The following is a 13,533-nucleotide window of genomic DNA, read 5'->3' as shown; positions in this document are numbered from 1 at the left end:
GGTCCCGTTCTGGCCCCTTGTCGGTCTGGGAGATGAAAATGACCGAAAAGCCGGCTCTTGCTGCGGGCATCGCCTTGCCATCCGAAGACGCTGTTTCCGCGCAGACGCGGACGATGCTGTGGGTGTTGTTGATCGTCTATATCTTCAACTTCCTCGACCGGCAGATCGTCAACATCCTCGCCGAGCCGATCAAGACCGACCTTGGCCTGACCGATACCGAACTCGGCCTGCTCGCCGGTCCGGCCTTCGCGGTCTTTTACGCGCTGCTCGGTATCCCGATCGCCCGCTATGCCGACAAGGACGGGACCAACCGGATCCGGCTGATATCGCTCGCGCTGGCGATCTGGTCGGCGATGACCGCGGTGTGCGGGCTGGCGCAGAATTTCGTGCAATTGCTGTTCGCGCGCATCGGCGTCGGCATCGGCGAGGCCGGTTGCACCCCGGCCGCGCATTCGTTGATCAGCGACAGCGTCGAGCCCGCGAAACGATCCTCGGCGATCGCCTTTTACGGCATGGGCGTGCCGATCGGGTCGCTGCTGGGGCTGATCATCGGCGGCATCGTCAACGACCTTTACGGCTGGCGGGTGGCGCTGATGCTCGTCGGGCTGCCCGGGCTGTTGCTGGCGCTGGTCGTGCTGTTCGTGCTGCGTGAACCCCGCCACCTGAAGCCGGTGGTCGAGGCGAGCGCGGCGAAGCCCGTACAGCTTTCGACCCGCGAGGCCATGTCCGAAATCTTCGCATCGCGCGCCTTCGTCTACATCCTGATCGCATCGTCGGTCGTCGCGTTCCTCGGCTATGGCAAGGCGCTGTGGACGATCAGTTTCTTCATCCGCAGCCACGGGTTGTCGACGACCGAGGCGGGGCTGTCGATGGCGGTGGTGCTGGGCGTCGCGGGCGTCTTTGGGACCTGGCTCGGCGGCAAGGTGGCCGACAAGTTCGGATCGCACGACAAGAAGCACATATTGACCCTGCCGGCCTATGGCATGGCCGTTGCGGCACCGGTGCTGTTCCTTGGCTATTATATGGAAAACTGGATCGTCGCGGTGGCGCTGCTGATCGTGCCGACGATCCTCAATTCGGCCTATTACGGTCCCGCTTATGGCTGTGTTCAAGGGCTGGTGCAGCCGCGCGCGCGCGCGGTTGCGGCCTCGATCATGTTGTTCGGACAGAATCTGATCGGCCTGGGTTTCGGACCCTTCCTGTTCGGGGTGCTGTCCGACGCGCTTGCCCCGACCTATGGGCAGGAAAGCGTCCGCTACGTCCTTTATGGCGCGGCGTGGCTGGGCCTTATCCCCGCCTTCTTCTTCTGGCGCGCCAGCCTGCGCCTGTCGCGCGAACTCAAGACGGGTTAATAGGGCGGGTCCTGTTTCGCACGCTGCTCCGCGGCGGCATCGATCCACCAATTGAGATCGTCGGCGAAGCGCGGAAAGGCCTTGGCGATCCGCCCGCCATCTTCGCCCGCCGGCTGGCCGTCGGCATCGAAAGCGCCGCCGATCCGCGCGAGCGACAGCGGGGTCGAGGTGACGACCATGCCCATCGCGCCAAGCGTCGTGCGCCATGCGGTCGCCGACCGGACGCCCGCGAAGGGCCCGGCCGAATAGGAGGCGATGGCCGCGGGGCGCCATGCAAATTCGGTCAGATAATGATCGACGAGATTCTTGAGTCCGGGTTGCAGGCCGCCATTATATTCGCCGGTCACGAAGAGGAAGCCATCGGCGGCGGCGATGCGGTCGGCGAGTTCGGCCATCGGCGCGGGTGCCTCGCCCGCGGGATAGTCGCTGAACCGGCGATCGAGGATCGGCAGGCCGATCACCTTGGCATCGATCAACTCGGCATTGTCGCCGCGCGCCTGGAGCGCCGCGACGATCCAGCGCGCGAGCTTGATGCCCTGCCGGTCGCTGCGGTAGCTGCCGTAAAAGACGAGGATGTCGCGGGCCATATTTCTTCCTTCAGGGGCGGATGGTGATCGGGATGCCGTCGGGGACGATAGCCCATAATTGTTCGATTTCGGCGTCGGACAGCGCGATGCAGCCGTCGGTCCAGTCGTTCGTCAGCGTCGGTCCGGGCCAGCGATTGGGCTGGCCGTGGATGAAGATGTCGCCGCCGGGCGAGCGCCCCTGCGCCTTGGCAAAGGCGCGGTCGGCGGCGTTGGGATAGGAGATGCGCAGCGACAGGTGATAGGCGCTGTTCGGATTGCGGCCGTCGATCGTGTAGCGCCCCTCGGGCGTGCGTTCATCACCTTCGAACTGCTTGTGCCCCGTGGGGACGTCGCCGAAGCGGATATTCGTGTAGCGGACGACCTCGCGGTTGCCGGCATAGGCGATGAGCAGGCGGTCGCTCTTGTCGACGAGAAGCCGGTCGGCCTTGGTACCGGCGGGCAGGGCGGGCACCTGCGAACTGGCCGATCCGCACGCCGTGAGCAGCAGGGCAGGCAAGAGGAGGGCGGGGCGCATGGCGGCACCTTACGCCATCACCGCGCATGGACAAGGTCGGCGCGGCCGTTATGCTGATTGGCGGGAAGAGGGGGGATTGAATGCGGATGTATCGCACGCCGGACGCGCGTTTCGAGGGGCTGCCCGGCTGGCCCTATGCGCCGAAATATCGAGAGATCGAGGACGGGCTGCGCGTCCATTATATCGACGAGGGCGACGCGGCGGCCCAGCCCGTGCTGATGCTGCACGGCGAGCCGACATGGGCCTATCTCTATCGCAAGATGATCGGGCCGACGATCGCGGCGGGATTTCGCGTCGTCGCGCCCGACCTCATCGGCTTCGGCCGGTCGGACAAGCCGCTCGATGCCGGGGCGTACAGCTATGCGGCGCAAGTGGCGTGGATGCGGCAATGGATCGAGGCGCTCGACCTGACCAACATCATCCTTGCGTGCCAAGACTGGGGCTCGCTGATCGGGCTGCGTCTCGTCGCCGAAATGCCCGAGCGGTTCGCGGGCGTCGCGCTGTCGAACGGCGGTTTGCCCGAGGGCCAGCCCGCGCCGCGCGCCTTTGCGATCTGGCGGGCCTTTTCGCGCTACAGCCCGGTCTTTCCGATCGGACGCATCGTCAATGCGGGGGCGAAGCGGCAACTGACACCTGACGAGATCGCGGCTTATGACGCGCCCTTTCCGACGCGCGCGTCGAAGGTCGCGGCGCGCATCTTCCCATCCTTCGTGCCGCTTGGCGACAATGTCGCGGTCTTCGACCAGAAACGGGCATGGGCGGCGCTCGAGCGCTTCGACAAGCCCTTCCTCTGTTGCTTCGCCGATGGCGACCCGATCACGCGCGGCGGTGATGCGCTGTTCATCGACCGGGTGCCCGGTGCGCGCGGCATGGCGCACCGCACGCTGCACGGCGGACATTTCATCCAGGAAAATGATCCCGAAGGCTTTGTCGCGGCAATCCGCGACGTGGCCGCGGCCGGGGTCAGTCGCTGAACGGATCGCGGATCAGGATCGTGTCCTCGCGCTCGGGGCTGGTCGAGACGAGGGCGATCGGGGTCTCGATCAGTTCCTGCACGCGCTGGACATATTTGATCGCCTGCGCGGGCAGGTCGGCATAGCTGCGCGCGCCCGCGGTGGTTTCGTGCCAGCCGTCCATTTCCTCGTAGATCGGCTCGACCTCGGCCTGGTCGGCCGAGTGCGCGGGGAAATAGTCGAGGATCTTGCCGCGCAGCCGGTAGCCGGTGCAGATGCGGATGGTGTCGAAACCGTCGAGCACGTCGAGCTTGGTGAGCGCGATGCCGGTGACGCCCGAGACGGCGCAGCTCTGGCGCACGAGCACCGCGTCGAACCAGCCGCAGCGGCGCTTGCGCCCGGTGACGGTGCCGAATTCATGCCCGCGCTCGCCGAGCCGCTGGCCGATCTCGTCCTCGAGTTCGGTGGGGAAGGGGCCGCTGCCGACGCGCGTCGTATAGGCCTTGGCGATGCCGAGCACGAAGCCGACCGACGAGGGGCCGAGGCCCGAGCCCGACGCGGCGGTGCCGCTGACGGTGTTCGAGCTGGTGACGAAGGGATAGGTGCCATGATCGACGTCGAGCAGCACGCCCTGCGCGCCTTCGAACAGGATGCGCGCGCCGGCCTTGCGGACCTTTTTCAGACGCTTCCACACCGGCTGCGCATATTCGAGCACGAAGTCGGCGATTTCGGAGAGGTCGGCGATCAGCCGCTCGCGGTCGATCGGCGGTTCGCCGAAACCGGCGCGCAGCGCGTCGTGATGTGCGGTCAGGCGGTCGAGCTGCGGATCGAGCTTGTCGAGATGCGCGAGGTCGCAGACGCGGATCGCGCGGCGGCCGACCTTGTCCTCATAGGCGGGGCCGATGCCGCGGCCGGTGGTGCCGATCTTGCCCGCGCCCGCGGCGGTTTCGCGCAGCGCGTCGAGGTCGCGGTGGAAGGGCAGGATCAGCGCGCAATTGTCGGCGATCGCGAAATTGTCGGCGTTGATCTCGACGCCCTGGCCGCGCAGCTTGGCCATCTCGTCGCGCAGCGCCCAAGGGTCGAGTACGACGCCATTGCCGATGATCGACAGCGTGCCGGTGACGATGCCCGAGGGGAGCAAAGATAGCTTGTACACCTGTTCGCCGACGACGAGCGTATGGCCGGCGTTATGCCCGCCCTGGAAACGCACCACGGCGTCGGCGCGGCTGGCGAGCCAGTCGACGATCTTGCCCTTGCCCTCGTCGCCCCATTGCGACCCGATGACGGTGACATTTGCCATGATGCTGTCCTGCTGAACTGGGCCCCGAAACGACCGGCGTTTGACCCGGCGCGGCCTTAGCGGATTTGGCCGCAGAGGCAAGCTTGGTGGGACGGATTTGCGACAATTTCGGGCTAGATATGCTGCCGCCGGGGAAAGCGGAGATTGTGGACGATGCGAAAACAGCGGTTGATAACGGGCGCGGCGTTGGCGGCATTCGTGGCGGCGAGCCTGATCGTTCCGGGGCCCTTTGCCGAGGCGCGCGAGCGGCTGCGCGACCGGATCGCGCAGCGCATGGGCGCCGACGAGGGGCCGAAGGCGCCAGGCAGCGAGACGATCTTCTATGGCCGCGACCCGCTGCAATCGCTCGACTTGTGGCGCCCGACAGATGCCAGGGGGCCTGCGCCGCTAGTGGTCTTCGTCCATGGCGGCGGGTGGAAGCGCGGCAGCAAGGACAATGCGACGGGGCAGTATAAGCCCGTGCATTATCCGGGCGAGGGCTATGCCTTTGCGTCGATCGATTACCGGCTGGTGCCGGCGTCGACGGTCGAGCAGCAGGCCGAGGACGTCGCGATGGCGGTGAAGATGCTGATCAAGGATGCCGACCGGCTGGGTATCGACCGGCGGCGCATCGTGTTGATGGGGCATAGCGCGGGCGCGCATCTGGTCGCGCTGGTGGGGACCGACGAGAATTATCTGAAGAGCGCGGGGCTGTCCTTCGCCGATATCGCGGGGGTGATCCCGATCGACGGCGCGGCCTATGACGTGCCGGCACAGCTGAAGGACGGGCCGCCGATCATGCAGAAGACATACCGCCAAGCGTTCGGGAGCGACGCGGCGCGGCAAGCGACGCTGTCGCCGACATTGCAAGCGAGCGCGCCCAATGCACCGGCGTTCCTGCTGCTCTATGTCCAGCGTCCCGACGGGGTGCGGCAGGCGAAGGCGCTCGGCGCCGCGCTCGAGAAAGGCGGCAGCAAGGTCGAGCATGGCAGCTTCCCCGGCGAGGGGCTGCAGGGCCATGCCGAGATCAACCGGCGACTGGGCGACCCGAGCTACGCGCCGACCGCGACGGTCGATGCGTGGCTGAAGCGGGTGTTCTAGCAGTTGCCCTTCACGCCATCGGCACAGTCGCCAACGGATTCCACGTCCTTCCCGGCGCCTTGAACGGTGTTGCAAGCGGACAGGACCAAGATCGAGGTGCTGATGGCGAAAATTTTGAGAAGCTTTTTCATTTTCTCTCTCCGGCAACGAGGGCGACCCACCCTCGATTATATTTTCGGTATTTCGACAACAGCCGCTCGCAACGATCGTTCCGCTGCATCGGCTTGGTGCTGGCTGAAGCGTTCGAAATGATCGCCGGGCGGGGGCGGAATCCCGGGCTTGACCTTCGACCCGCCTTTGCGTTCAAGGCGGGCAGGCTCCCGGATCAGGTCCGGGCGACGATGGATGAGATGCCGACATGACCGACCCGACCGCGCCCTATCATGCGCATATCTATTATGATGCCGCCGAACACCCCGCGGCGGCGGCGCTGCGCGAGGATTTTGGACGCGATCCCGCGATCCTGTTCGTCGGGTCGATGACCGAGGGCGGCGTCGGGCCGCATCCGATCGCACAATATGAGGTGCATTTTCTCGGCAGCGCGGTGCCCGCGGTGGTCGCGGCGATCGAGGCGACGGGGCTGCGCGCGCTGGTGCATCCGCTGACCGACGACGATCTCGCCGATCACACGACGCTCGCGCACTGGATTGGCGAACCGGTGGAACTCGATGTGACGGTGCTCGACCCGCCGGGGATCAATCAGGGCATGCCGCGGTTCGGCAAGGCCGATTTCTAGGCGGCGACGGGACCGTCGGCGCTGAGGCGGTAGCCGCAGCCGAGCGCGCGGGCATCGTCGCCGTCGGACAGCGCGGCGACCGTCTGCCACCCGTCGGCGCGCAGGCCGGCGGCGAGCGCGGCGTCATGGCCGAGCGGCAGGAACAGCCGGCGTTCGGCGTCGTCCTCGGCGCCGAGGCCGTCGTCGATCAGCGGGTCGGGGTAGAGCGAGAAACCGACCGCCGATTCCTCATGATCCTCGCCGACCGGGATCGCATAGCCGCCGCCGCGGCCGATCGCGTCGCCCTGGCCGGGGACGAAGATCTGGAAACCGAACCAGCTTTGATAGGCGAAGCCGTGGCGTTCGGTGGGGTCGAGCGTCAGTGACACGCGGTCGCGGATCGGCGCGGCGATGGCCTCGAGCGCGTCGATGCGGCTGGTCAGGACGCCGCCGGTGTCGAAGGCGCGCAGGTCGGCGATCGCCTGATCGAACGGGCCGGTGGCGCGGAGCAAAGGCAGATAGGCCGCGGCGCCGATGCGGACGAGCGCGCCGGCATCCTTGGCGTCGAGTTCGTCGCGCAACGTGTCGAGACTGGCCGCGACGGGCAGCGAGGCGGCGAGCAGGTCGACCGCGTCGGGTAGCGTGAAGTCGATCGTGACGGGGCCGATGCCCGCGGCGTCGAGTGCGTCGATCGCGACGGTGACGATTTCGCGCGCCGCGGCGACACTGTCGCTGCCGATCAGTTCGGCGCCGACCTGAAGCATCTCGCGCGCGGGACGGAGCTGGCTGGCGCGCAGCTTGACGACCTGCCCGGCGTAGCAAAGCCGCAGCGGGCGCGGTGCGTGGGCAAGAAGCGAGGTCGCGATACGGCCGACCTGCCGCGTGATGTCGGGGCGGAGCGCGAGGGTGCGCTGCGACACGGGGTCGGTGAAGCGGAGAAGGTCGCGCGCGCTGCGATCATCGTCGCCGCCGAGTGTCTCGCGGAACTCGGCGAGCGGCGGCGAGACGCGGCCATAGCCATGCGCGCGCATCGCATCGACGAGTGCGCGGGTGACGCGCGACGCGGCCTCGGCCTGTTGCGGCAGGCGGTCGCGAAGGCCTTCGGGCAGCAGGGCAGGGGCTTTGGGCATCGGTGCGGCCTTAGGCTGGTCGCGACCGGAGTCAACGATCCGGTGCGATTCATCCGCGTCGAGTGGTGCCGGCACACCCTGGAGGAGAGAGAGCCCGATGCGGCATCCCGGTCCACTCGACACGGACTGGAGGGGAATGAAGTCCTAGAACTTCAGACCCTTCACCGTCTTCACGCCGGGCAGCTGGCAGAGCTGCCACAGCAAGGGTTCGGGCATCGGCGAATCGAGGCTCAAAAGCAGCACCGCTTCGCCGCCCGCGGCGCGGCGGCCGAGGTGGAAGGTACCGATGTTGAGCCCGGCTTCGCCGAGGGCGGTGCCGATGCGGCCGATGAAGCCCGGGGCGTCCTCGTTGACGATGTAGAGCATATGGCCGTCGAGATCGGCCTCGACCTTGATCCCGAACATCTCGACGAGGCGCGGGTCGCCGTTGCTGAACAGCGTGCCCGCGACCGAGCGGTCGCCGGCCTCGGTCGCGACGGTGACGCGGACGAGCGTGTGATAGTCGCCGTCGCGGTCGTGGCGCACTTCACGCACGTCGAGACCGCGTTCGCGCGCGAGGTGCGGGGCGTTGACCATATTCACCGCGTCCGAATAGCGCCGCATCAGGCCGGTGAGCACCGCGGCGGTGATCGGCTTGAGGTTGAGCTCGGCAGCCGCCCCCTCGACCTCGATCGAGATGGTGGTGAGGTTGTCGTGCGCGAGCTGGCCGACGAGACTGCCGAGCTTTTCGGCGAGGCTCATATAGGGGCGCAGCTTCGGCGCTTCCTCGGCCGACAGGCTCGGCACGTTAAGTGCATTGGTGATGCCGCCGGTCAGGAGGTAATCCGAAATCTGCTCGGCGACCTGGATCGCGACATTGACCTGCGCTTCGTCGGTCGACGCGCCCAAATGCGGCGTGCAGATGAAGTTCGGGGTGCCGAACAGCGGATGGTCGGCGGCGGGCGGTTCGGTCTGGAACACGTCGAGCGCTGCGCCCGCGACCTGGCCGCTGTCGAGCGCATCCTTGAGCGCGGCCTCGTCGATCAACCCGCCGCGCGCGCAGTTGATGATGCGCACGCCCTTCTTCGCCTTGGCGATATTTTCCTTCGAAAGGATATTGCGCGTCTGGTCGGTGAGCGGCGTGTGCAGCGTGATGAAGTCCGCCTTGGCGAGCAGGGTGTCGAGATCGGCCTTTTCGACACCGAGTTCGATCGCGCGCTCGGGGGTCAGGAAGGGATCGAAGGCGACGACCTTCATGCGCAGGCCGAGGGCACGCTCGGCAACGATGCTGCCGATGTTGCCGCAGCCGATCAGGCCGAGCGTCTTCGACGTCAGTTCGACCCCCATGAAGTCGTTCTTCGGCCATTTGCCCGCCTGCGTCAGCGTGTTCGCTTCGGGGATCTGGCGGGCGAGCGCGAACATCATCGCGATCGCATGTTCGGCGGTGGTGATGCTGTTGCCGAAGGGCGTGTTCATCACGATGACGCCCTGCTTGGAGGCCGACGGGATATCGACATTGTCGACGCCGATGCCGGCGCGGCCGACGACCTTGAGGTTCGTCGCGGCGGCGAGGACGTCGGCGGTGACCTTGGTGGCCGAGCGGATGGCGAGGCCGTCATAGTCGCCGATCATCGCGATCAGCTCGTCCTTGGTCTTGCCGGTGATGACGTCGACGTCGATGCCGCGTTCCTTGAAGATCGCGGCGGCCTTGGGGTCCATTTTGTCGGAAATCAGAACTTTGGGTGCGGTCATGTCTATGATCCTTTAACCTCGTCATTCCCGCGAAAGCGGGAACCCAGTGTGGGGAAAGCCCATGCACGCTCTGGGTCCCCGCTTTCGCGGGGATGACGAACAAATGTTACGCGGAGAGGGTTTCGTAGGCCCAGTCGAGCCACGGGCCGAGCGCTTCGATATCGGCGGTGTCGACGGTCGCGCCGCACCAGATGCGAAGACCCGGAGGCGCGTCGCGATAGCCCGCGATGTCATAGGCCGCGCCCTCGGCTTCGAGCAGCCCCGCGAACTTCTTGATGAAGCCCTCGTCGGCGCCGGCGACCGACAGGCAGACCGAGGTCTTCGAGCGGCTGGCCGGATCGGCGGCGAGGTGGGAGAGCCAGTCGCGTTCCGCGACGATCTTGTCGAGCGCCGCGGCATTCGCATCGCTGCGCGCTTTCAGCCCGTCGAGGCCGCCGAGCGACTTCGCCCATTCGAGCGCGAAGATCGCATCCTCGACCGCGAGCATCGACGGGGTGTTGATCGTCTCGCCCTTGAACACGCCCTCGGCGAGCGCGCCCTTCGAGACGAGGCGGAACACCTTCGGCAGCGGCCAGGCGGGGGTGTAATTCTCGAGCCGTTCGACCGCGCGCGGGCCGAGGATCAGCACGCCATGGCCGCCTTCGCCGCCGAGCACCTTCTGCCAGCTGAAGGTCGCGACGTCGATCTTGTCCCACGGCAGGTCGTAGGCGAACACAGCGCTGGTCGCGTCGGCGAAGGAGAGGCCTTCGCGGTCGGCGGCGATCCAGTCGCCGTCGGGCACGCGGACGCCCGAGGTGGTGCCGTTCCAGGTGAAAAGCACGTCGTTCGACCAGTCGACCTGGCTGAGGTCGGGAAGCTGGCCGTAGTCGGCGCGGATGACGGTCGGATCGAGCTTGAGCTGCTTGGCGGCGTCGGTGACCCAGCCTTCGCCGAAGCTTTCCCAAGCGAGCGTCGTGACGGGGCGGGCGCCGAGCATCGTCCACATCGCCATTTCGAAGGCGCCGGTGTCCGAACCCGGAACGATGCCGATGCGGTGCGTGTCGGGAAGCTGCAGCATCTCGCGCATCAGGTCGATGCAAAGCTGCAGGCGCGTCTTGCCGATCTTGGCGCGATGCGAGCGGCCCAGCGATTCGGTGTTGAGTTTTTCGGGGGACCAGACCGGCGGCTTGGCGCAGGGTCCGGAAGAGAAAAACGGGCGCGCAGGGCGCAATTCGGGTGTCGTCACTTCACTCATCATAGTCTCTCCTTGCAGAGAGCTCGCGCGGCGTTGGGACCGCGTGGCCCGGCGCCGCGTTTAGGGTCGGACAAGAAACTGTCAAACAAAATGCGCCGCCCGGGCGAAATTATCGACGAGCTGAAGCGATGCTTTAGAGCTTGTTAACCATAGTGTCGGTAAATTGACGCCATGTCCTTCGCGTCGTTCCTCCAGCCCCGGATCGCCGTCGCCGCCCTCGCGGCGCTGTCGCTTTCGGGCTGTTTCGGGAGCCCCGACGTGATGAAGCGCAGCGACAATGGGCGCCCGGCGGCGAGCACGCCGAAACGCCCGCAAATGACGACGGCGCCGTCGTTCAACAGCCCCGAAGCACAGCAATGCGCGGTCGACCTGAAGCAGGCGGGAGTGAAGTTCACCCCGCTGCCCAACCAGGATCATGGCGGCGGGTGCAGCTCGATCGATTCGGTGAAGCTGCTCGACATCGGCACCCCGACGTCGGGGCTGGGCGCGATGACCTGTCCGCTGGCGAAGAATTTCGCGGCGTGGGCGCAATATGCGGTGAAGCCCGCGGCGCAGAAATATTTCGGGCAGAAGGTCGTCAAGATCGAGACCTTTGGCACCTATAGCTGCCGCAACATCTATGGCGGCCGGTCGGGCCGGCTGTCGCAGCATGCCTATTCGAATGCGATCGACGTGTCGGGCTTCGTGCTCGCCGACGGCCGGCGGATCATGCTCGACGGCGGGTGGAAGGGCGACAAGGCGTCGCAGGATTTCCTCCGCGCGCTGCACAAGTCGGCGTGCCGCCGCTTCGGGACGGTGCTGAGCCCCGATTACAACGCGGCGCACTACAACCATTTCCATATGGATATGAGCGGCAACGGATACTGCCGCTGAGGGTGCCCAGTCTTGGCAAAGTCACGCGGAGCGGGTAGCCGTCCGCCAATGACAGAAGAAAAACAACCCCATCGTTCGCGTTTCCACAAGGCCAAGGACGACGCGCAATTCGCCAAACAGGCGGTATCGACCCCCCAGACGCAGGACCCCGCCTATCGGCTGGCGTTCCAGGACACCGAATTCCTGCTGCGCGAGGATCTGCGGCCGGTGCGCTTCCAGCTCGAGCTGCTCAAGCCCGAATTGCTGCTCAACGAAGCGAAGATCGAATCGACCCTCGTCATCTATGGCTCGGCGCGCATCCCGGCGCCCGACGCGGCGCAGGCGGTGCTCGACGCCGCGCGGACGCCCGAGGAGACGCGCATCGCCGAGCGGCTCGCCGCCAAGTCGAAATATTATGACGAGGCGCGCAACCTCGCGCGGATCGCGAGCCAGGTCCCGTGCGACGAAAATGGCTGCCGCGACTTCGTCGTCTGTTCGGGCGGCGGCCCGTCGATCATGGAGGCCGCGAACCGCGGCGCCGACGACGAAGGCCGCGATTCGATCGGGCTCAACATCGTGCTGCCGCACGAGCAGGCGCCCAACCGCTTCGTCACCCCGAAGCTGAGCTTCCAGTTCCACTATTTCGCGCTCCGCAAGATGCACTTCCTGCTCCGCGCGCGCGCGGTGTGCGTGTTCCCGGGCGGGTTCGGGACGTTCGACGAGACGTTCGAACTGCTGACGCTGATCCAGACCGGCAAGATCAAGCCGATCCCGATCGTGCTGTTCAGCAAGGAATTCTGGACCCGCGTCGTCAATTTCGACGCGCTGGTCGAGGAAGGCGTGATCAGCGCGCGCGACCTGTCGCTGTTCCACTTCGTCGAAACCGCCGACGAAGCCTGGGCGATCATCCAGGATTTCTACGCCAAGGTGGCGGAATAACATCGCCTGGCCCCCGCGAATGCGGGGGCGGCGATCATTTCGACTGTTCGTCGAGGTACAGGATCAGCGCCTTGCGGTCGGCATCGTCTGGGATGCCGGCAAAGGCCATGCGCGTGCCGGGAATCGCCTTCATCGGCGATTTGAGATAGGCGTCGAGCGCGGTATCGTCCCAGACACCGCCCTTCGCCTTCATCGCCGACGAATAGCTGAAGCCCGCATGCGAGCCGACGGCGCGGCCGACGACGCCGTGGAGGTTCGGGCCGATGGCGTTGTTGCCGCCCTTGTCGATCGTGTGGCACGCGACGCAGCGCTTGAAAATCTGTTCGCCCATCGCCGCGGTCGGTTCGACCGGCGCTGCGGGCGCCCCCGACGGCGCGTCGGTGGTTTCAGCAGCGGGCTTGTCGCCCTTGCCGCAGCCTGCCAGCGCGAGCGCGCCCGCCAGCACGACGGGCGCGAGGCGCATTATTTCTTGGCTTCTGCCGGGGCGGGGGTGGCTGCGGCGCCTTCGGCCGGTGCAGCGGCGGCGCCCTTGTCGGCGGCGGCGGGTGCCTCGCCTTCGGCCGGCGCGGCAGCGGCGTCAGCGGCCGGAGCGGCTTCGGCGGCGGGCAGCGCCAGATTCGAACCCTGCGCGTTCAGATAGACGATCAGGTTGGCGCGATCTTCGGCGCTCGACAGGCCGGCGAACGACATCTTGGTGCCATTGGCGAACTTGCGCGGGCTGGCGAGCCAGGCGTCCATATTCTCGAAGGTCCAGGTGCCGCCATGGCTCTTGAGCGCGTCGGAGAAGGCGAAGCCGCCGCGGCCATGGCCGATTTCGTCGCCCATGATCGCATGGATGTTCGGACCGACGCCGTTGGCGCCGCCGGCATTGACCGTGTGGCACGCGGCGCATTTCGCGAACACGGCCTCGCCCTTCGCGACATCCGCCGCAGCGAGCAGGTTGGGAAGCGGGACGGCCGATGCGCCGCCGCCGGCACCGCCTTCGGCGTCCTCGATCGGATAGCCTTCCTTCTCGGGGTGATGATCGGCGAACACCATGCCCGACCCGATGGTCAGGCCCAGCGCGCAGATGCCCGCGAAGAGCACCCAGCCGGCGATGGTATTGTTGCGGTTGTCCATGCTTTGCAGCCCCGTTCGCTGGCGCCC

At 66.7% G+C, this 13,533-nt stretch carries 15 protein-coding genes; 7 read left to right on the top strand and 8 right to left on the bottom strand.

Features of this window, described 5'->3' with window-relative positions:
• The first annotated feature begins 38 nt into the window (after nt 1-38).
• Nucleotides 39-1,352 (top strand): MFS transporter, encoded by a 1,314-nt coding sequence (locus B1A78_RS01320; protein ID WP_077145278.1) that lies wholly within the window; start codon nt 39-41, stop codon nt 1,350-1,352.
• Here B1A78_RS01320 and B1A78_RS01315 read toward each other — a convergent pair.
• Entirely contained in the window at nt 1,349-1,939 is a 591-nt protein-coding gene (locus B1A78_RS01315) for an NADPH-dependent FMN reductase (RefSeq protein ID WP_077145240.1), read from the bottom strand. The genes B1A78_RS01320 and B1A78_RS01315 overlap by 4 nt on opposite strands.
• 10 nt (nt 1,940-1,949) lie before the next feature.
• Nucleotides 1,950-2,453 (bottom strand): murein L,D-transpeptidase family protein, encoded by a 504-nt coding sequence (locus tag B1A78_RS01310; RefSeq protein WP_077145239.1) that lies wholly within the window; start codon nt 2,451-2,453, stop codon nt 1,950-1,952.
• A gap of 86 nt (nt 2,454-2,539) precedes the next feature.
• On the opposite strand from B1A78_RS01310, the gene B1A78_RS01305 reads away from it, so the two are divergent.
• The gene (locus B1A78_RS01305; RefSeq protein ID WP_306171637.1) at nt 2,540-3,427 is read left to right on the top strand and encodes a haloalkane dehalogenase; all 888 of its coding nucleotides are present in this window, start codon (nt 2,540-2,542) and stop codon (nt 3,425-3,427) included.
• Here the strand turns inward: B1A78_RS01305 and B1A78_RS01300 are convergent.
• Nucleotides 3,417-4,706 (bottom strand): adenylosuccinate synthase, encoded by a 1,290-nt coding sequence (locus tag B1A78_RS01300; protein ID WP_077145237.1) that lies wholly within the window; start codon nt 4,704-4,706, stop codon nt 3,417-3,419. The two genes, B1A78_RS01305 and B1A78_RS01300, sit on opposite strands and share 11 nt — an antisense overlap.
• A 153-nt stretch (nt 4,707-4,859) precedes the next feature.
• Between B1A78_RS01300 and B1A78_RS01295 the strand changes: the two genes are divergently transcribed.
• Genes B1A78_RS01295 through B1A78_RS01285 form a run of 3 tightly spaced genes read left to right on the top strand, consistent with a single transcriptional unit; the run spans nt 4,860 to nt 6,522 of the window.
• A complete protein-coding gene (locus B1A78_RS01295; protein WP_077145236.1) occupies nt 4,860-5,786 on the top strand; it encodes an alpha/beta hydrolase in 927 nt (308 codons plus the stop codon).
• Complete coding sequence (locus B1A78_RS23285; protein WP_179101949.1) at nt 5,765-6,148, top strand: hypothetical protein; 384 nt, start codon at nt 5,765-5,767, stop codon at nt 6,146-6,148. The genes B1A78_RS01295 and B1A78_RS23285 overlap by 22 nt, the downstream gene beginning before the upstream one ends.
• Nucleotides 6,145-6,522 (top strand): DOPA 4,5-dioxygenase family protein, encoded by a 378-nt coding sequence (locus B1A78_RS01285; protein ID WP_077145235.1) that lies wholly within the window; start codon nt 6,145-6,147, stop codon nt 6,520-6,522. The genes B1A78_RS23285 and B1A78_RS01285 overlap by 4 nt, the downstream gene beginning before the upstream one ends.
• Here B1A78_RS01285 and B1A78_RS01280 read toward each other — a convergent pair.
• The 3 genes from B1A78_RS01280 to B1A78_RS01270 form a co-directional block, all read right to left on the bottom strand.
• Complete coding sequence (locus B1A78_RS01280; protein WP_077145234.1) at nt 6,519-7,631, bottom strand: ATP phosphoribosyltransferase regulatory subunit; 1,113 nt, start codon at nt 7,629-7,631, stop codon at nt 6,519-6,521. The two genes, B1A78_RS01285 and B1A78_RS01280, sit on opposite strands and share 4 nt — an antisense overlap.
• Nucleotides 7,632-7,775: 144 nt before the next feature.
• Nucleotides 7,776-9,362 carry a phosphoglycerate dehydrogenase gene (serA, locus tag B1A78_RS01275; RefSeq protein WP_077145233.1) on the bottom strand — a complete coding sequence of 529 codons (1,587 nt, stop codon included), beginning with the start codon at nt 9,360-9,362 and terminating at the stop codon, nt 7,776-7,778.
• A gap of 106 nt (nt 9,363-9,468) precedes the next feature.
• The gene (locus B1A78_RS01270) at nt 9,469-10,596 is read right to left on the bottom strand and encodes a phosphoserine transaminase (RefSeq protein WP_077145232.1); all 1,128 of its coding nucleotides are present in this window, start codon (nt 10,594-10,596) and stop codon (nt 9,469-9,471) included.
• Nucleotides 10,597-10,767: 171 nt separating this feature from the next.
• On the opposite strand from B1A78_RS01270, the gene B1A78_RS01265 reads away from it, so the two are divergent.
• Nucleotides 10,768-11,469, top strand: coding sequence for an extensin family protein (locus tag B1A78_RS01265; RefSeq protein WP_077145231.1), 702 nt, complete (start codon nt 10,768-10,770; stop codon nt 11,467-11,469).
• A 48-nt stretch (nt 11,470-11,517) separates the two neighbouring features.
• A complete protein-coding gene (locus tag B1A78_RS01260) occupies nt 11,518-12,387 on the top strand; it encodes an LOG family protein (RefSeq protein ID WP_077145230.1) in 870 nt (289 codons plus the stop codon).
• Between the two features lie 34 nt (nt 12,388-12,421).
• On the opposite strand, the gene B1A78_RS01255 is transcribed toward B1A78_RS01260, so the two are convergent.
• Together B1A78_RS01255 and B1A78_RS01250 are read right to left on the bottom strand one after the other, a co-directional pair.
• Nucleotides 12,422-12,850 (bottom strand): cytochrome c family protein, encoded by a 429-nt coding sequence (locus tag B1A78_RS01255; protein WP_077145229.1) that lies wholly within the window; start codon nt 12,848-12,850, stop codon nt 12,422-12,424.
• A complete protein-coding gene (locus tag B1A78_RS01250) occupies nt 12,850-13,506 on the bottom strand; it encodes a cytochrome c family protein (protein ID WP_077145276.1) in 657 nt (218 codons plus the stop codon). Before B1A78_RS01250 ends, B1A78_RS01255 begins: the two co-directional genes overlap by 1 nt.
• Nucleotides 13,507-13,533: the final 27 nt, after the last annotated feature.

It is taken from the genome of Sphingopyxis sp. KK2, from assembly GCF_001990265.1.
In the GTDB taxonomy this organism is placed as follows: Bacteria; Pseudomonadota; Alphaproteobacteria; order Sphingomonadales; family Sphingomonadaceae; genus Sphingopyxis.
This window is presented reverse-complemented; position numbering and strand designations above follow the sequence as displayed.

Excerpts from the sequence above, each read along its gene's own strand:
- B1A78_RS01295 (WP_077145236.1), top strand. The coding sequence starts at position 4,860 with ATGCGAAAACAGCGGTTGATAACGGGCGCGGCGTTGGCGGCATTCGTG.
- B1A78_RS01260 (WP_077145230.1), top strand. The coding sequence starts at position 11,518 with ATGACAGAAGAAAAACAACCCCATCGTTCGCGTTTCCACAAGGCCAAG.
- B1A78_RS01315 (WP_077145240.1), bottom strand. The coding sequence starts at position 1,939 with ATGGCCCGCGACATCCTCGTCTTTTACGGCAGCTACCGCAGCGACCGG.
- B1A78_RS01285 (WP_077145235.1), top strand. The coding sequence starts at position 6,145 with ATGACCGACCCGACCGCGCCCTATCATGCGCATATCTATTATGATGCC.
- B1A78_RS01280 (WP_077145234.1), bottom strand. The coding sequence starts at position 7,631 with ATGCCCAAAGCCCCTGCCCTGCTGCCCGAAGGCCTTCGCGACCGCCTG.
- B1A78_RS01255 (WP_077145229.1), bottom strand. The coding sequence starts at position 12,850 with ATGCGCCTCGCGCCCGTCGTGCTGGCGGGCGCGCTCGCGCTGGCAGGC.
- B1A78_RS01265 (WP_077145231.1), top strand. The coding sequence starts at position 10,768 with ATGTCCTTCGCGTCGTTCCTCCAGCCCCGGATCGCCGTCGCCGCCCTC.
- B1A78_RS01270 (WP_077145232.1), bottom strand. The coding sequence starts at position 10,596 with ATGAGTGAAGTGACGACACCCGAATTGCGCCCTGCGCGCCCGTTTTTC.
- B1A78_RS01250 (WP_077145276.1), bottom strand. The coding sequence starts at position 13,506 with ATGGACAACCGCAACAATACCATCGCCGGCTGGGTGCTCTTCGCGGGC.
- B1A78_RS01300 (WP_077145237.1), bottom strand. The coding sequence starts at position 4,706 with ATGGCAAATGTCACCGTCATCGGGTCGCAATGGGGCGACGAGGGCAAG.
- B1A78_RS01305 (WP_306171637.1), top strand. The coding sequence starts at position 2,540 with ATGTATCGCACGCCGGACGCGCGTTTCGAGGGGCTGCCCGGCTGGCCC.
- B1A78_RS01310 (WP_077145239.1), bottom strand. The coding sequence starts at position 2,453 with ATGCGCCCCGCCCTCCTCTTGCCTGCCCTGCTGCTCACGGCGTGCGGA.
- B1A78_RS01320 (WP_077145278.1), top strand. The coding sequence starts at position 39 with ATGACCGAAAAGCCGGCTCTTGCTGCGGGCATCGCCTTGCCATCCGAA.
- serA (WP_077145233.1), bottom strand. The coding sequence starts at position 9,362 with ATGACCGCACCCAAAGTTCTGATTTCCGACAAAATGGACCCCAAGGCC.